The organism is Pseudomonas sp. B33.4 (genome assembly GCF_034555375.1).
In the GTDB taxonomy this organism is placed as follows: Bacteria; Pseudomonadota; Gammaproteobacteria; order Pseudomonadales; family Pseudomonadaceae; genus Aquipseudomonas.
The window spans coordinates 5,438,324-5,455,530 of sequence record NZ_CP140706.1 but is presented as its reverse complement, the minus strand read 5'-3'; the positions used below and the strand labels follow the sequence as shown (position 1 = coordinate 5,455,530).

General features: G+C 59.2%; 14 protein-coding genes. 11 read left to right on the top strand and 3 right to left on the bottom strand.

From position 1 onward, the window contains the following. The first annotated feature begins 213 nt into the window (after positions 1 to 213). The 5 genes from U6037_RS23995 to U6037_RS23975 all read left to right on the top strand — a co-directional run bounded on the left by U6037_RS23995 (position 214) and on the right by U6037_RS23975 (position 8,408). Positions 214 to 2,103 carry a DUF1302 domain-containing protein gene (locus U6037_RS23995; protein ID WP_322844755.1) on the top strand — a complete coding sequence of 630 codons (1,890 nt, stop codon included), beginning with the start codon at positions 214 to 216 and terminating at the stop codon, positions 2,101 to 2,103. A 27-nt stretch (positions 2,104 to 2,130) separates the two neighbouring features. Beyond that, positions 2,131 to 3,495, top strand: a complete 1,365-nt coding sequence (locus U6037_RS23990) for a DUF1329 domain-containing protein (RefSeq protein ID WP_322844754.1) — start codon at positions 2,131 to 2,133, stop codon at positions 3,493 to 3,495. Between the two features lie 628 nt (positions 3,496 to 4,123). After that, positions 4,124 to 6,856, top strand: a complete 2,733-nt coding sequence (locus U6037_RS23985; RefSeq protein ID WP_322844753.1) for a LuxR C-terminal-related transcriptional regulator — start codon at positions 4,124 to 4,126, stop codon at positions 6,854 to 6,856. A gap of 51 nt (positions 6,857 to 6,907) precedes the next feature. Further along, on the top strand, positions 6,908 to 7,552 hold the full coding sequence (locus U6037_RS23980) for an MBL fold metallo-hydrolase (protein WP_322844752.1): 645 nt from the start codon (positions 6,908 to 6,910) through the stop codon (positions 7,550 to 7,552). Positions 7,553 to 7,670: 118 nt separating this feature from the next. After that, a complete protein-coding gene (locus U6037_RS23975) occupies positions 7,671 to 8,408 on the top strand; it encodes an OmpA family protein (protein WP_127929722.1) in 738 nt (245 codons plus the stop codon). A 228-nt stretch (positions 8,409 to 8,636) separates the two neighbouring features. Here the strand turns inward: U6037_RS23975 and U6037_RS23970 are convergent, their stop codons facing one another. Beyond that, positions 8,637 to 9,071, bottom strand: a complete 435-nt coding sequence (locus U6037_RS23970; protein WP_007917055.1) for a YhcB family protein — start codon at positions 9,069 to 9,071, stop codon at positions 8,637 to 8,639. A 144-nt stretch (positions 9,072 to 9,215) separates the two neighbouring features. Here U6037_RS23970 and U6037_RS23965 point away from each other — a divergent pair, with 144 nt between their 5' ends. The 3 genes from U6037_RS23965 to zapE all read left to right on the top strand — a co-directional run bounded on the left by U6037_RS23965 (position 9,216) and on the right by zapE (position 12,410). Beyond that, positions 9,216 to 9,845: an alpha/beta hydrolase gene (locus U6037_RS23965; protein WP_322844751.1), complete on the top strand. Its 630-nt coding sequence runs from the start codon at positions 9,216 to 9,218 to the stop codon at positions 9,843 to 9,845. A 24-nt stretch (positions 9,846 to 9,869) separates the two neighbouring features. Next, positions 9,870 to 11,225, top strand: coding sequence for a tryptophan--tRNA ligase (locus tag U6037_RS23960; protein ID WP_322844750.1), 1,356 nt, complete (start codon positions 9,870 to 9,872; stop codon positions 11,223 to 11,225). Positions 11,226 to 11,315: 90 nt separating this feature from the next. Then, a complete protein-coding gene (gene zapE / locus U6037_RS23955; RefSeq protein WP_242206801.1) occupies positions 11,316 to 12,410 on the top strand; it encodes a cell division protein ZapE in 1,095 nt (364 codons plus the stop codon). 184 nt (positions 12,411 to 12,594) lie between these two features. Here the strand turns inward: zapE and U6037_RS23950 are convergent, their stop codons facing one another. Continuing rightward, the gene (locus U6037_RS23950; RefSeq protein WP_322847357.1) at positions 12,595 to 13,491 is read right to left on the bottom strand and encodes a GlxA family transcriptional regulator; all 897 of its coding nucleotides are present in this window, start codon (positions 13,489 to 13,491) and stop codon (positions 12,595 to 12,597) included. Positions 13,492 to 13,741: 250 nt separating this feature from the next. Between U6037_RS23950 and U6037_RS23945 the strand changes: the two genes are divergently transcribed. Continuing rightward, positions 13,742 to 14,878 (top strand): acyl-CoA dehydrogenase family protein, encoded by a 1,137-nt coding sequence (locus tag U6037_RS23945; protein ID WP_322844749.1) that lies wholly within the window; start codon positions 13,742 to 13,744, stop codon positions 14,876 to 14,878. 101 nt (positions 14,879 to 14,979) lie between these two features. Here the strand turns inward: U6037_RS23945 and U6037_RS23940 are convergent, their stop codons facing one another. After that, positions 14,980 to 16,020: an NADP(H)-dependent aldo-keto reductase gene (locus tag U6037_RS23940; RefSeq protein ID WP_007917033.1), complete on the bottom strand. Its 1,041-nt coding sequence runs from the start codon at positions 16,018 to 16,020 to the stop codon at positions 14,980 to 14,982. 245 nt (positions 16,021 to 16,265) lie between these two features. Between U6037_RS23940 and rplM the strand changes: the two genes are divergently transcribed. Continuing rightward, entirely contained in the window at positions 16,266 to 16,694 is a 429-nt protein-coding gene (rplM, locus tag U6037_RS23935) for a 50S ribosomal protein L13 (RefSeq protein ID WP_007917032.1), read from the top strand. Between the two features lie 14 nt (positions 16,695 to 16,708). Further along, on the top strand, positions 16,709 to 17,101 hold the full coding sequence (rpsI, locus tag U6037_RS23930; protein ID WP_008080273.1) for a 30S ribosomal protein S9: 393 nt from the start codon (positions 16,709 to 16,711) through the stop codon (positions 17,099 to 17,101). Positions 17,102 to 17,207 lie beyond the last annotated feature (106 nt).

The window sequence follows — 17,207 nt, the reverse complement described above, 5'->3', positions numbered from 1 at the left end:
AGAGTGGTTGGCAGCTGCAAATCACACTTTAGAGGGATCAAGCAGTACCACCTGCTGGCTATAGTCCGCTCAAGGATTTTTAAGAACGGGGCAAACGCACAAAACGGGGCGATGCATCTTTGGAGTGACTTCGGGCTGTCTCTGGCACCCGGTCCTTCAGGCGTTTTTAAAAGTACTCACTGCCATAACAATAATGCACATGGAGTAGCGTCGATGACCTCAGTAAACCAGTTCTGGCGCCGGGCGAAACTGCCTCTGGCGGTCAGTCTTGCCTCTTCGCTCGCCGGGCCCGCATTCGGCGTCAGTTTCAACGTCGGTGAAATCGAAGGCCAGTTCGACTCATCCCTGTCGATCGGTGCCAGTTGGTCTACTCAGAGCCCGAACAAGAACCTCATCGGCGTCAACAATGGCGGCCACGGCCTGTCGCAGACGTCCGACGACGGTCACGCCAACTTCAAAAGCGGTGAAACCTTCTCGAAGATCTTCAAGGGTATCCATGACCTTGAACTGAAGTACGGCGACACCGGCGTGTTCGTCCGTGGCAAATACTGGTACGACTTCGAACTCAAGGATGAAAGCCGCGAGTTCAAGGACATCAGCGATTCGGGCCGTAAAGAGGGCGCCAAGTCGTCCGGCGGGCAGATCCTCGACGCCTTCGTCTACCACAACTATGCGATTGCCGATCAGCCGGGCTCCGTGCGACTGGGCAAGCAGGTAGTGAGCTGGGGTGAAAGTACCTTCATCGGCGGAGGCATCAACTCGATCAACCCGATCGACGTTTCCGCGTTCCGTCGTCCGGGTGCCGAGATCAAGGAAGGCCTGATCCCGGTCAACATGTTCTACGTCTCGCAGAGCCTGACCGAAAATCTCTCGGCCGAAGCGTTCTATCAACTGGAATGGGACCAGACCGTCGTCGATAACTGCGGCACGTTCTTCTCGCAGCCGGATATCGTCGCCGACGGTTGCAACGACAACCTGCGCGTCTTGAACAAACGTTCGCAAATCCCGGCCATCGCCCTGGGGCCATTGGCCGCCAACGGTGTCAACGTCAACGAAGAAGGCGTTCTGGTGCGCCGTGGTCCGGACCGCGATGCCCGTGACAGCGGCCAGTGGGGCGCGTCCTTCAAGTACATGTACGAGCCGCTCGACACTGAGTTCGGCGCCTACTTCATGAACTACCACAGCCGTGCGCCGATCTTCAGCGCCACCGGTGCGCCACAATCGGTCTACAACACGGCGCGCGCGCTGCCAGGACCTTTTGCGGCACTCGCCCCATTGCTGGTCGCGGGCAACTCGAATTACTTCATTGAATACCCAGAAGACATTCGCCTCTACGGTCTGAGCTTCTCCACCACTCTGCCTACCGGTACGGCGTGGAGCGGTGAGATCAGCTACCGTCCGAACGCGCCGGTACAACTGAACTCCACCGACATCCTGTTCGCCGGTGTGCGTCCGATCGGCGGCGCACTGACCAACGCTTCGATACTGAACGGCGTGCCGGGTCAGGATCTGCACGGTTACGAGCGCAAGGAAATCACCCAGATTCAGACAACGTTCACGCACTTCTTCGATCAGGTCATGGGCGCCAGCCGTCTGACCCTCGTTGGTGAAGTCGGCGCGACCTACGTCGGCGGGCTGGAAAGCCGTTCCGACAAGCGTTATGGCCGCGATCCGGTGTATGGCCCGGGTGAGTTGCCGGCCACTGGCGGTGTGAATACCTGCGCCAACATTCTCAACGCCAGCACCATCAATGGTGCAGGGGCAGGTTCACCGCAGAACAACCGCAGCCGCAATTGCGACAACGACGGCTTCACCACATCGATGTCGTGGGGCTACCGCGGTCGTGCCATCTGGGAATACAACGACGTCTTCGCCGGTGTGAACCTCAAGCCGAACGTGGCCTGGTCCCACGACGTCAGCGGTTACTCGCCAGGCCCTGGCGGTAACTTCGAGGAAGGTCGCAAAGCGGTCAGCCTGGGCGTCGATGCCGAATACCAGAACACCTACACCGCGAGCCTGGCTTACACCAACTTCTTCGATGGCAAGTACACCACTGTGGATGACCGCGACTTCGTTGCGCTCAGCTTCGGCGTGAACTTCTAAGCACTGCATTTCAGGACGAACGAATTTATGAAAATAACAAAGAGTCTGTTCCACGCCGGTGTTCTGGGTCTGTCGCTGCTGGCGACCGGGGTCATGGCTGCGGTGCCTGCTGCAGAAGCCGACAAACTGGGCAAGAGCCTGACGCCGATGGGCGCTGAAATGGCCGGTAACGCCGATGGTTCGATCCCGGCGTGGAAGCCGCTGCCGAAGAATGCCGGCAGCGTCGACGCGCGTGGCTTCCTGTCCAACCCTTATGCCAGTGAACAACCGCTGTTCACCATCACCGCCAAGGATGTCGACAAGTACAAGGACAAGCTGGCGCCGGGCCAATACGCGATGTTCAAGCGCTACCCGGACACCTTCAAGATGCCGGTTTACCCGTCCCATCGCGGTGCGACCGTGCCGGATGACGTGTTCGCCGCCATCAAGAAAAACGCCACCAGCACCAACCTGGTGTCCGGCGGCAACGGTCTGGAGAACTTCGACACAGCGGTGCCGTTTCCGATTCCGAAAACCGGTGTGGAAGTCATCTGGAACCACATCACCCGCTATCGCGGCGGCAGCGTGACTCGTCTGGTCACTCAGGCCACGCCGCAACCGAACGGCTCGTATAGCCTGGTGTACTTCCAGGATCAGTTCGTGTTCCGCGACAAGATGAAGGACTACGACCCGAAAAACCCGGGCAACATCCTGTTCTACTTCAAGCAGAAAGTAACCGCGCCGGCGCGTCTGGCCGGTGGTGTGCTGCTGGTGCACGAAACCCTCGACCAAGTGAAAGAGCCACGTTCGGCGTGGGTCTACAACGCCGGTCAGCGTCGTGTGCGTCGTGCGCCACAAGTGTCCTATGACGGCCCGGGGACTGCGGCAGATGGCCTGCGGACTTCCGACAACCTCGACATGTTCAACGGTGCGCCGGATCGCTACGACTGGAAGCTTGAAGGCAAGAAAGAGATGTACATCGCCTCCGACAGCTACAAGCTCGACGATCCGAAGTTGAAATACGCCGACATCATCAAGGCCGGTCACATCAATCAGGATCTGGCGCGTTACGAGCTGCGCCGCGTCTGGCATGTGGTTGCTACCCTGAAGGAAGGTCAGCGCCACATCTACGCCAAACGTGACTTCTACATCGACGAAGACACCTGGCAAGCAGCGGTGATCGACCATTACGACGGTCGTGGCCAACTGTGGCGCGTTGCCGAAGCGCATGCCGAGAACTACTACGACAAGCAAGTGCCGTGGTATGCCCTGGAAACCCTCTACGACCTGCAGTCCGGCCGCTACCTGGCACTGGGCATGAAGAACGAAGAGAAGCAGGCGTATGACTTCGGTTTCACCGCCACCACCAGCGACTTCACCCCGGCCGCACTGCGTCAGGATGGTGTTCGCTAACTCGCTGTAACCCGAGGCCGCATCCTCGTGAAAAACGCCCCGACTGGTTCGGGGCGTTTTTTTTGCGCGGCCTCCGCGCCTTCGAACCGCTTTTGTAGGAGTTGCCGAAGGCTGCGATCTTTTGATCTTTTGTTTGGACCGTGGGTTTTGGGGGCATATCCGTTGTTGCGGTTGGGGCCTATGGCGGTTTCGCTCTTACAGCGAGTCCCTTTTTCAAACGCCAAAAAGGAACCAAAAGGCTTGGCCCCCGGCGTACGGCACTTCGCTTAGGCTCAGTGTTCCCTCGCTTCGGTGTTCATCCGGGGGCATCGCCTACGGTTTGCTTCGCTGCACCTCCTCTCGATGTATGCGGCTACGCCGCACGGCGCTGCGCGCCTGCCCCGGATGAACGCCTTCGCTCGGCCTGCCGATGGGGGCGAAAATCAAAAGCCAGATCAAAAGCAGGAGCCAAAGCAGATCAAAAGATCGCAGCCTTCGGCAGCTCCTACAGGTCGAAATGGGGGGGAATGGCGCATTCTGGAAAGACTTTTGTAGCCATTTGTAGCAGCAACCTTCATTCCCGGTACGTTTAAGGCTAGTCTGCGGACATCTGCAACGCCGCCAACAGCAATTCGAACAAGAGCCGGCCATGACTGATCTGTCCCCACTTCCGGGTCCCGCAAGCGTTGCCGTCGCGGCACTGGACGGGCGTTTTTTTCGCCCGCCGTTGCCCGACGGCTACGTTTTGCGACCACGTCTTTGCGAGCGCCTGCAGGCCGGGCTCGGTGGGCGGCTGTTGCTGGTCAGCGCCCCTGCCGGGTTCGGCAAGAGTTCGCTGGCGGTGGAGTTCTGTCAGAGTCTGCCGGCGCACTGGCAAAGTCTCTGGCTGGGCCTCAGTCCTCGTGACAGCGATCCCGGACGCTTTCTCGAACGGTTGCTCGAAGGCTTGCAAGACTACTTCCCGCAACTAGGCAGTCGCGCACTCGGCCTGCTGAAAATGCGCCAACGCCATCAGCCATTTGCCTTCGAAGAATGGCTCGACGGCTTGCTCGATGAACTGACATTGCACCTCGATCCCGCCAAGCCGTTGCTGCTGGTTCTCGACGATTATCATCTTGCACAAGGTCCGGTGCTCGACCGTTGCCTGCAATTTTTCCTCAATCATCTGCCCGACGGCTTGCTGGTGATGGTCACCAGCCGGCAGCGCCCCGATTGGCATCTGGCGCGCTTGCGTCTGTCGCGGCAATTGCTCGAATTGCACGAGCAGGATCTGCGTCTGACCCACGACGAAGCCCTGGCCTTGCTTGATCGCCACAGCAGTTCTCTGCGCGGTGAAGCGCTGGAAAGTCTTATCCAGCGCAGTGAAGGCTGGGTCGCCGGGCTGCGTTTCTGGCTGTTGGCGGTGTCCGAAGCGGGCAACGATGCGGCGTTGCCGCAATCGCTGAACGGCGGGGAAGGGCTGATCCGCGATTATCTGCTCGAAGAAGTCATCGATTGCCTGCCGGCCGAAGTGCAGGCCTTTCTCTACGACACTGCACCTCAGGAGCGCTTTTGCAGCGAGTTGTGCGACGCCGTTCGCGAGGCCCACGACAGCGCCGAGATCCTGCGTTTCCTGTTGGCACATCAGGTCTTTCTGGTGCCGCTGGACGAGCACGGTCACTGGTATCGCTATCACCATTTATTCTCTGATTTATTGCGCAGCCGGCCGATTGCGCAAGCGATGGTGCCGACCGCCACGTTGCACTTGCGTGCGTGTCGCTGGTTCAACGCGCAAGGGCTGCTGGATGAGGCGGTCGAGCAGGCGTTGCGAGCCGGCCATCTCGATGTGGCGGCGAATCTGGTGCAGAACCTTTCCGAGGAACAACTACTGGCCGAGCAAAATGTCGGCATGCTGCTGCGCTGGAAAATGGACTTGCCCGACAGTTTGCTGATCAGCACGCCGCGCTTGATCGTGCTTTACAGCTGGGCGTTGGGGCTGGCCTGTCAGCTCGATGCCGCCGAAGAGTTGTCCAGCCACTTGAGCCGCTTCCTGCCGGCGCCTTCCGCTACCGCGCAGAAATCGATGCTGGCGCAATGGCTGGCACTGAGCGGAATCATTGCCCGTGGTCGCGGCCATCGGGAGCTGACGCTCAGGTATTGCAGCGAAGCCCTGGAAAGTCTGCCGGCCAAACGTTATGGCCAGCGCCTGATGTGTTTATCGACCTTGTCCAATCTGGCCATTGCCGACGGCGATCTGTGGCGCGCACGCGGTCTTAACCGAGAGTCCCTGGAGCTGGCGCAGCGTGTTGGCAATCCGTTGTTCGAAGCACTGGCGCATTACGACCGTGCGCGGGTGTTGCAGGCTCGCGGCGAAATCCTGCGCGCCTTCGATGAAGTCCAGCAGGGCCTGGAGCGTTTGCGCGGCTTGTCGCCACAACGCCTGTACGCGGTGCGCGCGCGGCTGACGCTGTACGAGGGCTTCCTGTTGGCGATGCGCTTGCAGCCGCAGGCCGCGCGCGTGCGTTTGTTGGCCGGCATCGGCGAAGCACGCGCCTGTCGCGATATCAGCGTGTTGATCGGCCACTGCGTCATCGCGCGTCTGGACGGTGCGGCCGGCGAGTTCGCCAAAGCCTTCGCTGAACTGGCCGAAGCCGAACGCCTGATGCACATCTGGGACGTACCGCCGATCTACTATCTGGCGATGATCACGTTGGTCAAATGCGAGCTGTGGCTGGCGCAGGGACGTACCGATCTTGCCGAGGCGTGGCTCGCGCGGCTGGGTCAGACTTACACGGGCGAGCGCGCCGCTGCGCCGCCGGAATTTCACCCGCAGTTACCGTTGCATGTGGAACTGCAGCAAGCACTGCTCGACATGATTCAGGGGCAACCGATGCTCGCCGAAGGGCGGTTGAACGTGTTGCATGAAAACGGCCAGCAAACCGGCAGGCAGTTGCTCAGTGTGATGGCGTTGACCCAGAAGGTGGCGCTGTTGCTGGCGGGTGGGCGTGAACCTGAGGCCAGAAAAGCACTGAGTCAGGCGCTGGAGGCGGCTGCCGGGGGCGTGCTGCAGCCGTTCGATGCCTTGGTGAAAGGGCACGCTGACTGGTTGCGTGGGCAGTTGCAGAATTCGCCCGCGCTGGCAGGACAGCAGTTGCTTGAACACGTTCCGCCAGCGGCGCCTCGCCCTGTTATGGATTGTGGCGTGACCGAACAACTCAGTAGCCGCGAACTGTCGGTACTGCGCCTGATCGCCCAAGGCTGTTCGAATCAGGAAATCAGCGAAAAGTTGTTCATCTCACTGCACACGGTGAAAACTCACGCCAGCCACATCAACAGCAAGTTGGGTGTTGAGCGACGCACGCAGGCAGTGGCACGGGCCAAAGAGCTGGGGTTAATGATCTAGCGACGGTAAAATTGCGGATCGGCCGTTTCGAGCCACTGCCCAGGATTTCCCATGACCGTCACAAGCCCAGTGCTCATCCGCGAAACCTTCCCCGTCGGCCCGCTCCAGTGCAACTGCACCATCATCGGCGACCCGATCACAAAGAAAGCCATTGTCGTCGACCCGGGCGGCAATCCTGACCTGATCATGGCGCGTCTCGATGCGCATGGCCTGAAAGTCGTCAGCATCATCCACACCCACGCGCATCTCGATCACTTCCTCGCTTCCGGCCAGATGAAAGAGAAGACCGGAGCGACCCTGCATTTGCACAAGGAAGACCAATTCCTCTGGGACAACCTCGAAATGCAATGCCAGATGTTCGGCGTGCCGTATACACCGGTGCCGTCACCGGATCGCTGGTTGAGCGATGATGAAGAACTGGCCTGTGGTTGCGGCGTGGCCCTGCATACGCCGGGACATACACCCGGTTCCATGAGCTTTTGGTTTTCCGAGGCTAAGCTGTTGATTGCCGGCGACACGTTGTTTCGTCGCGGCGTAGGGCGCACGGATTTGTGGGGCGGCGATCAGGCGACCATCGTGCGTTCGATCAAGCAGCGGCTGTACACGCTGGACGAGGACGCGACAGTGGTGACCGGGCATGGGCCGGATACGCGTCTGGGTGACGAGATGCGCGAAAACCCGTTTGTACGTGCCTAAATATTTTGTCACGAGTGCCCGGCGGAATTTTTGTGCATTGTCATGATCCAACGCCCGCGCAGGTCCATTTAACCCAGTGGCCGCTGCACCACAGAATGCGAAAAACCAGGAGCTCTCCATGTTCACCAAGCGTCGTTTGATTATTGTCGCTACTGCCGTGGCCTTGCTGTCCGGCTGCGCCTCGCCTAACCCGTATGACAATCAAGGCCAGGCTGACAGCGGCTCGCAAGGCATGAGCAAAACCGCCAAATACGGCGGCCTCGGCGCTCTGGCCGGTGCGCTCGCCGGTGCTGCCATCGACCACAACAACCGCGGCAAGGGTGCCTTGATCGGCGCCGCAGTGGTGGGTGCTTCCGCTGCCGGTTACGGTTACTACGCCGACCAGCAAGAAAAGAAACTGCGCGCGAGCATGGCCAACACTGGCGTTGAAGTGCAGCGTCAGGGCGACCAGATCAAGCTGATCATGCCAGGCAATATCACGTTCGCCACCGATTCGGCGAACATCGCCTCCAGCTTCTACCAGCCGCTGAACAACCTCGCGGGCTCGTTGAAAGAGTTCAGCCAGAACCAGATCGAAATCGTCGGCTACACCGACAGCACCGGCAGCCGCCAGCACAACATGGACCTGTCGCAGCGTCGTGCGCAGAGCGTGGCGACCTACCTGACCTCGCAAGGTGTCAGCGGTGCCAACCTGTCGGCCCGTGGCGCCGGTCCGGATAACCCGATTGCCAGCAATGGCGATGTGAATGGCCGGGCGCAAAACCGTCGGGTCGAGGTCAACCTGAAGGCGATACCGGGCCAGCAGTATGGTGGTCAGCAGCAACAGCAGCCGGGCACGGTTCAGCAGTATCCGTAATCGATTGCCCGAATGAAGAAATGCCCGATCCAGTGATCGGGCATTTTTTTGTGTCGCCTGTGCCGGCCTCATCGCGAGCAGGCTCACTCCCACATTTGAAATGCATTCCCCTGTGGGAGCGAGCCTGCTCGCGAAGGGGCCATAACGATCACCCACAAATCTTCGGACACAAAAAAGCCCCCGGACACATCGCTGTCCGGGGGCTTTTTGTTTGTCAGCGAAGACTGATTACTTCTTCAACCCGTAATGCTCATCGAGCATGCCCGGCGAGTTCGGGGTCTTCGGTGCGTAGTCGCGCGGCGGCTCCTGATCGCGCGGTGGCGTCAGTCGTTCGCGTGGCGCGACGGCCGCGTCAGCGTGCAGGGCGGCGATCAGGCGCTGGCGGGTCTGCTCGTCCAGGGCCAGACGATTGGCGCCCTCGGCGAGATGATCCTGCACTTCCTGATAGCTCTGGGTCAGTTTCTTGACCAGCATCGCGGTGCTGTTGAAGTGGGTGACCACCTCGTTTTGATAACTGTCGAAACGCTCCTGGATATCATCCAGTTGACGCTGCGTACGGCTCGGCGCGGCGTTCGGCGCAACGCGCGCGATCAGGAATCCAATGGCGACACCCACAACCAGGGCAAGAGTCGGTAACAACCAAACTAAGAGCGAGTGTTCCACGAGTCCTTCCTCTATAAACGGCTTTGCTTTACGTTAACGGCTCGAACCTGCGCTGTATACCGCGATTCACTCGCAATAGATTGGCACAGACAATTTGCTAGACGAGTCGACCCGATTCGAGGTCACGGAGTTCCTTCCTTGCTGATGCGTGAAACCCCTGTAGTGATTGACGGCCCGGTGGGCCAATTAGAGAGCTTGTACCTGGACAACGAGCAGCCGCGCGGCATTGCGCTGATCTGCCATCCGAACCCGGTGCAGGGCGGCACCATGCTCAACAAGGTCGTCTCGACCCTGCAGCGCACCGCGCGCGACGCGGGCTTGATCACCTTGCGCTTCAACTATCGCGGCGTCGGCGCCAGCGAAGGTTCCCACGACATGGGCACCGGCGAGGTCGACGATGCTCAGGCTGCCGCTGCATGGCTGCGCGAGAAACACCCGGATCTGCCACTGACCCTGTTCGGTTTCTCCTTCGGCGGATTTGTTGCAGCAAGTCTCGGCGGCCGTCTTGAAGCGCAAGGCGTGCAGCTCAAGCACCTGTTCATGGTCGCGCCAGCGGTGATGCGTCTGAGCGAGCAGGATCAATTGCCAGAACATGGCGAACTCACCGTGATCCAGCCGGAAACCGACGAAGTCATCGATCCGCAACTGGTCTACGCCTGGTCGGAAAAACTCCAGCGCCCCCATGAGCTGCTGAAAGTGGCAGAATGCGGACACTTTTTTCATGGCAAGCTGACTGATCTCAAGGATCTGCTCCTGCCGCGTCTCTCGAATTGATTGCAGTCTGACAAGCGATTACCCATGACGAACCGTACCCGCATCCTCACCGGCATCACTACCACCGGCACGCCGCACCTGGGCAACTACGCCGGCGCTATCCGCCCGGCGATCCTCGCCAGCCGCGACAGCAATGCCGATTCGTTCTACTTCCTGGCCGACTACCACGCCCTGATCAAATGCGATGACCCGCTGCGCATCCAGCGCTCGCGTCTGGAAATCGCCGCGACCTGGCTGGCCGGTGGCCTCGATGTCGACCGTGTGACCTTCTACCGCCAGTCCGACATCCCGGAAATCCCTGAGCTGACCTGGCTGCTGACCTGCGTTGCTGCCAAGGGCCTGCTCAACCGCGCGCACGCCTACAAGGCTTCGGTGGACAAGAACGTCGAAACCGGTGAAGACCCGGATGCCGGCATCACCATGGGCCTCTACAGCTACCCGGTGCTGATGGCCGCAGACATTCTGATGTTCAACGCACACAAGGTGCCAGTCGGTCGTGATCAGATCCAGCACGTGGAAATGGCACGCGATATCGGCCAGCGTTTCAACCACCTCTTCGGTCAGGGTAAAGAATTCTTCACCATGCCCGAAGCGCTGATCGAAGAGAGCGTGGCGACGTTGCCAGGCCTCGACGGTCGCAAGATGTCGAAGAGCTATGACAACACCATTCCGCTGTTCTCCAGCGCCAAAGAGATGAAGGATGCGATCTCGCGGATCGTCACCGACTCCAAAGCGCCAGGCGAAGCCAAGGATCCGGACAACTCGCACCTGTTCACCCTGTTCCAGGCCTTCGCCACGCCGGCGCAGGCTGACGAGTTCCGCAGCGAACTGCTCGGTGGTCTGGGTTGGGGCGAGGCGAAGAACCGTCTGTTCCAGTTGCTCGACAACGATCTAGGCGAAGCGCGCGACAAGTATCACCAGTTGATCGAGCGCCCGGCAGACCTGGAAGACATCCTGCAAATCGGCGCGAAGAAGGCCCGTGCCGTGGCGACGCCGTTCCTCAATGAATTGCGTGAAGCGGTTGGCCTGCGTTCTTTCGTCAATCAGGTGCAAGTCGCTGCAACCACCAAGAAGAAAACCGCGAAAGCTGCGCGTTTCGTCAGTTTCCGCGAAGACGACGGCAGCTTCCGTTTCCGTCTGCTGGCGGCCGATGGCGAGCAATTGCTGCTGTCGCGCAACTTTGCTGACGGCAAAGCCGCAGGGCAGGTGACCAAACAGCTGCAATCCGGCCAGCCGCTGGACGTGCGCAGCGAAGACCTGAGCTTCAGCGTCTGGCTGGAAGGCGAGTGCGTTGGCGACAGCCCGGCGTTCGCCGACGCTGCTGCCCGCGACGCCGCTATTGAGGCTTTGCGCGTTGCGCTGACCCCGGTTCAGGACTAATCGGCGGCACGGTCCGACCAAGGGCCGATTGCCATTCCCACGGGCCGTCGCTACAGTGACGGCCCGTTTTTGTTGCCTTGCTAACGAATTATGACGCCCCTAGAACGATACCAAGCTGATCTGAAACGCCCGGACTTCTTCCATGACGCCGCGCAGGAGACTGCTGTGCGTCATTTGCAGCGTCTGTACGACGATCTGATCGCCGCCGATCAAAACAAGCCGGGTCTGCTGAGCAAGCTGTTCGGCAAGAAGGATCAGACGCCGGTCAAGGGCCTGTATTTCTGGGGTGGCGTGGGTCGCGGCAAAACTTACCTGGTCGACACCTTCTTCGAAGCGCTGCCGTTCAAGGAAAAGACCCGCACCCACTTCCACCGCTTCATGAAGCGTGTGCACGAAGAGATGAAGACCCTCGGCGGCGAGAAAAATCCGCTGACCATCATCGCCAAGCGTTTTTCCGACGAGTCGCGGGTGATCTGCTTCGATGAATTCTTCGTTTCCGACATCACCGACGCGATGATCCTCGGCACGTTGATGGAAGAACTGTTCAAGAATGGCGTGACCCTGGTCGCGACCTCGAACATCGTCCCGGACGGTCTGTACAAGGACGGGCTACAACGGGCGCGCTTCCTGCCGGCCATCGCGCTGATCAAGCAGAACACCGAGATCGTCAACGTCGACAGCGGCGTCGACTACCGTCTGCGCCACCTCGAACAAGCGGAGCTGTTCCACTATCCGCTCGACGAAGCCGCCCACGAAAGCCTGCGCAAGAGCTTCAAGGCACTGACGCCGGAATGCACGGCTGCGGTCGAGAACGATGTGCTGATCATCGAAAATCGCGAGATCCGCGCCCTGCGCACTTGCGACGACGTGGCCTGGTTCGATTTCCGCGAACTGTGCGACGGTCCGCGTAGCCAGAACGACTACATCGAGCTGGGCAAAATCTTCCACGCCGTGCTGCTCAGCGGCGTCGAGCAGATGAGCGTGACCACCGACGACATCGCCCGTCGCTTCATCAACATGGTCGACGAGTTCTACGACCGTAACGTGAAGCTGATCATTTCGGCTGAAGTCGAGCTGAAAGATCTGTACACCGGCGGCCGCTTGAATTTTGAATTCCAGCGCACGCTGAGCCGTCTGCTGGAGATGCAATCGCACGAATTCCTGTCGCGGGCGCACAAGCCTTAAACAGATTCGGCAAATAAAAAGGGCCTGCAATTGCAGGCCCTCTTTTTATATCCAGAATTCACCGCAATACCCTGTAGGAGTGAGCCTGCTCGCGATAGCGGTGGATCAGTCACATAAGTACTGCATGGACGGACGCAATCGCGAGCAGGCTCACTCCTACATGGGTTTGTGTATGGGCAGAGGGCTAAGCAGCCTGCTGAAACTGCTGCCGATACTGATTCGGCGACAATTCAGTGTGCTGACGGAACAACCGCGCAAAGAAGCTCGCATCGTCGTAACCGACCTCATAACTGATGGTCTTGATGCTCTTGCGGCTGCCCGACAACAAGCCCTTCGCCGTCTCGATACGCAGGCGTTGCAGATAGTGCAGCGGCTTGTCACCGGTGGCTGTCTGGAAGCGCCGCATGAAATTGCGGATGCTCATGCCATGCTCGCGGGCCACGTCTTCGAAGCGGAATTTGTCGGCGAAATGCTCTTCGAGCCAGTGCTGAATCTGCAGGATGATCACGTCCTGGTGCAGCTTCTGTCCACCGAAGCCAATACGTCCCGGCGCATAGCTGCGCTGCACTTCGTAGAGAATGTCGCGGGCCACGGCTTGCGCGACGTTGGCCCCACAGAAACGCTCGATCAAGTAGATGTAAAGGTCGCACGCCGAGGTGGTGCCGCCGGCGCAATACAAGTTGTCGGCATCGGTCAGGTGCTTGTCCTGATTGAGATAGACCTTTGGAAAGCGCTCGGCAAAGGCATTGAAGAAACGCCAGTAGGTGGTCGCTTCCTTGCCGTTGAGCAGGCCGGCCTCGGCCAGCCAGAACACCCCGGTGGCTTCGCCGCACAACACGGCGCCGCGCGAGTGTTGTTCGCGCAACCATGGCAGGACTTGTGGATAACGACCGCACAGCGTATCGAAATCGTCCCAGAACGCCGGGAGGATGATGACGTCGGCGTTTTCCAGGCCGCCGTCAACCGGCATCACGACGTCACTGAAGCTGTTCACCGGTTTGCCGTCGGGGCTGACCAGGCGTGTTTCGAATGCCGGTGTCAGGCCGTGGCCCAGTTGTTTGCCATACCGCAGGCTGGCCAGATGGAAGAAATCCTTGGCTTGCATGAGAGTGGAGGCGAAAACCCGGTCGATTGCCAGGATGCTGACGCGCCGCAAGGGCGTGGAGACTTGCTTGGACATAATTCAACTTTTGTTTTGTTTTTATAAGGGAAAGTGGTCACCAGACGGCTGGATCGTCTTATTTTTTGTCGGATGTGTCCAGTGTCCTGTGTCAGAGGGGAGGCTTAGTCTCTGAAGGTCATCTCCCGCCAACAACAAAGAAAGGTGCCGCATGATCCCCAGAACCTTGTTCAGCTCCGAGCACGAATTGTTTCGCGACAGCGTACGAACCTTCCTCGAAAAAGAGGCCGTGCCGTTCCATGCGCAATGGGAGAAACAAGGCTATATCGACCGCAAACTCTGGAACAAGGCAGGCGATGCGGGGATGCTCTGCTCGCACCTGCCGGAAGAGTACGGCGGGCTGGGGGCGGACTTTCTCTACAGCGCAGTGGTGATCGAAGAGGTCGGTCGATTGGGTTTGACCGGTATTGGTTTCTCGCTGCATTCGGACATTGTCGCGCCGTACATCCTGCATTACGGCAGTGAAGCGCTGAAACACAAATACCTGCCGAAACTGGTCTCGGGCGAGATGGTCACGGCCATTGCCATGACCGAGCCGGGCGCCGGTTCCGATCTGCAAGGTGTGAAGACCACGGCCGTGCTGGACGGTGACGAGTATGTGATCAACGGTTCGAAAACCTTTATCACCAACGGCTTTCTGGCGGATCTGGTGATCGTGGTCGCCAAGACCGATCCGAAGGCCGGCGCCAAGGGCACCAGCCTGTTTCTGGTGGAAGCGAACACGCCGGGGTTCGAAAAGGGCAAGCGCCTGGAGAAGGTCGGCATGAAGGCCCAGGACACCTCGGAATTGTTTTTCCAGGATGTGCGCGTGCCCAAGGAAAATCTCTTGGGGCAGGCCGGTGCCGGGTTTGCCTATCTGATGCAGGAGTTGCCGCAAGAACGTCTGACGGTGGCAATTGGTGGCCTGGCCTCAGCCGAAGCGGCGTTGCAGTGGACGTTGGACTACACCCGCGATCGCAAGGCCTTCGGCAAAGCGATTGCCGACTTCCAGAACACCCGTTTCAAGCTGGCAGAGATGGCCACCGAGATTCAGATCGGCCGAGTGTTCGTCGACAAATGTCTGGAACTGCACCTGCAAGGCAAACTGGATGTGCCCACTGCGGCGATGGCGAAATACTGGGGCACTGACCTGCAATGCAAGGTGCTCGACGAGTGCGTGCAGTTGCATGGCGGTTACGGCTTCATGTGGGAGTACCCGGTGGCCCGGGCGTGGGCGGATGCGCGCGTGCAGCGCATTTATGCCGGCACCAATGAAATCATGAAGGAGATCATTGCGCGCTCGCTTTGATCTTCGCTGCATTGGCTGGCCTCTTCGCGAGCAGGCTCGCTCCCACAGGGGATCACGGTACCTGTGGGAGCGAGCCTGCTCGCGAAGCTTTTAACGGTCGATCAAGGTGCAGGATTCGGATGATCCTTGTGAATCGCCTCGATCCCTGCCAGCACTTCATCGGAAAGCTTCAGATCGAAACTGGCAATGTTGCTGTCCAGTTGCTCAAGCGTCGTCGCCCCAATGATATTGCTGGTGACAAACGGTTGCTGAGTCACAAAAGCCAAGGCCATCTGCGCCGGATCCAGACCGTGTTCACGAGCCAGCGCCACGTATCGGCTGCACGCCGCTTCCGATTGCGCGTTGAAATAGCGGCTGAAGCGGCTGTAGAGGCTCAGGCGACCTTTCGGCGGCCGCGCGCCACCTTCGTACTTGCCTGACAGGAAACCAAACGCCAGCGGCGAATAAGCGAGCAGGCCGCACTGTTCGCGGATGGCGATTTCCGCCAGGCCCACTTCAAAACTGCGGTTGAGCAGGTTGTAGGGGTTCTGGATTGATACTGCACGCGGCCAGCCACGGGCTTCGGCCAAGGCCAGAAAGCGCATGGTGCCCCATGGCGTTTCATTGGACAGGCCGATGTGGCGGATCTTGCCGGCCTTCACCTGTTCGTCGAGTGCTTCGAGGGTGTCTTCGAGCGGCGTCAGGTTGGCTTCGATCTTGTGTTTGTAGCCCAGCTGTCCGAAAAAGTTGGTGCTGCGCTCCGGCCAGTGCAATTGATACAGGTCGATGTAGTCGGTCTGCAGGCGCTCCAGGCTGGCATCCACCGCGGCGGTAATGTGCTGGCGGTTGTGGCGCAGGTTTTTGTCGCGGATGTAGTCGATGGTGTTGCCGGGGCCGGCGATCTTGCTGGCCAGAATCCAGTCGGCACGGTCGCCGCGACTTTTGAAGTAATTGCCGATGTAGCGCTCGGTGGTGGCGTAGGTTTCGGCTTTCGGCGGCACCGGGTACATCTCGGCGGTGTCGATGAAATTGATCCCGGCCTCTTTGGCCCGTTCGATCTGGGCGAAGGCTTCAGCTTCAGTGTTTTGCTCGCCCCAGGTCATGGTGCCGAGGCAGATTGCACTCACGTTCAGGTCGGTACGGCCTAGCTGGCGATAGTCCATCGGGTGCTCCTTGGGCAAAACAATCATAAAAGCAGGTTGAAATATTTTTCGCAATCTGCATAATTGCCGACCTCTTTCTGCAGTGGAAGTGATGCGCCGCCGCCGAAGAATCTTGCCGTTGAACGGACGCGCCGACCCGAGCCCCCGAAAGCGTCTGTATCCGGCTGCCTTTGACTTGTCAAAGTACGCACTATTCAGTAAGATCCGCCGTCTAATTTACAGGGCGGCCCCTGAGGCTATAAAGAATGAAAACTTTTACTGCTAAACCGGAAACAGTAAAGCGCGACTGGTTTGTCGTCGACGCTGCTGGTCAGACCCTGGGTCGTCTGGCCACCGAAATCGCGAGCCGTCTGCGTGGCAAGCACAAGCCTGAGTACACTCCTCACGTTGACACCGGCGACTACATCGTCGTAATCAACGCTGAGCAGATTCGTGTTACCGGTGCTAAAACCACTGACAAAATGTACTACTCCCACTCCGGTTTCCCGGGCGGCATCAAGTCGATCAACTTTGAAAAGCTGATCGCTAAAGCCCCTGAGCGCGTGATCGAGACCGCGGTTAAAGGCATGCTGCCTAAAAACCCACTGGGTCGCGACATGTACCGTAAGCTGAAAGTCTATGCGGGCGCTGCACACCCACATACTGCTCAGCAGCCCCAAGAACTGAAGTTTTAACGGAATAGTACATTATGTCGGCGACTCAAAATTACGGCACTGGCCGTCGCAAGACCGCAACCGCACGCGTTTTCCTGCGTCCGGGTACTGGTAACATCTCCATCAACAACCGTTCGCTGGAAAACTTCTTCGGCCGCGAAACTGCCCGCATGGTAGTTCGCCAGCCGCTGGAGCTGACTGAGACTGTCGAGAAGTTCGACATCTACGTCACCGTGATCGGCGGTGGTGTAAGTGGTCAAGCTGGCGCAATCCGCCACGGCATCACTCGCGCTCTGATGGACTACGACGAAACCCTGCGTGGCGCTCTGCGCAAAGCTGGCTTCGTTACTCGCGACGCCCGTGAAGTTGAACGTAAGAAAGTTGGTCTGCGTAAAGCGCGTAAGCGTCCGCAGTACTCGAAGCGTTAATTTCGCTTTCGCGTTCAAAAAGAACGCCCGCCTCCTCACGGAAGCGGGCGTTTTTTTATGCCTGTGATTTATTAAAGAATTGCGCTGCGACAACTTGCCACTTCCG

What these genes read in the sequence shown, in the direction of transcription:
- U6037_RS23995 (WP_322844755.1), top strand. Translation starts at nt 214, where the DNA reads ATGACCTCAGTAAACCAGTTCTGGCGCCGGGCGAAACTGCCTCTGGCG.
- U6037_RS23990 (WP_322844754.1), top strand. Translation starts at nt 2,131, where the DNA reads ATGAAAATAACAAAGAGTCTGTTCCACGCCGGTGTTCTGGGTCTGTCG.
- U6037_RS23985 (WP_322844753.1), top strand. Translation starts at nt 4,124, where the DNA reads ATGACTGATCTGTCCCCACTTCCGGGTCCCGCAAGCGTTGCCGTCGCG.
- U6037_RS23980 (WP_322844752.1), top strand. Translation starts at nt 6,908, where the DNA reads ATGACCGTCACAAGCCCAGTGCTCATCCGCGAAACCTTCCCCGTCGGC.
- U6037_RS23975 (WP_127929722.1), top strand. Translation starts at nt 7,671, where the DNA reads ATGTTCACCAAGCGTCGTTTGATTATTGTCGCTACTGCCGTGGCCTTG.
- U6037_RS23965 (WP_322844751.1), top strand. Translation starts at nt 9,216, where the DNA reads ATGCGTGAAACCCCTGTAGTGATTGACGGCCCGGTGGGCCAATTAGAG.
- U6037_RS23960 (WP_322844750.1), top strand. Translation starts at nt 9,870, where the DNA reads ATGACGAACCGTACCCGCATCCTCACCGGCATCACTACCACCGGCACG.
- zapE (WP_242206801.1), top strand. Translation starts at nt 11,316, where the DNA reads ATGACGCCCCTAGAACGATACCAAGCTGATCTGAAACGCCCGGACTTC.
- U6037_RS23945 (WP_322844749.1), top strand. Translation starts at nt 13,742, where the DNA reads ATGATCCCCAGAACCTTGTTCAGCTCCGAGCACGAATTGTTTCGCGAC.
- U6037_RS23940 (WP_007917033.1), bottom strand. Translation starts at nt 16,020, where the DNA reads ATGGACTATCGCCAGCTAGGCCGTACCGACCTGAACGTGAGTGCAATC.
- rplM (WP_007917032.1), top strand. Translation starts at nt 16,266, where the DNA reads ATGAAAACTTTTACTGCTAAACCGGAAACAGTAAAGCGCGACTGGTTT.
- rpsI (WP_008080273.1), top strand. Translation starts at nt 16,709, where the DNA reads ATGTCGGCGACTCAAAATTACGGCACTGGCCGTCGCAAGACCGCAACC.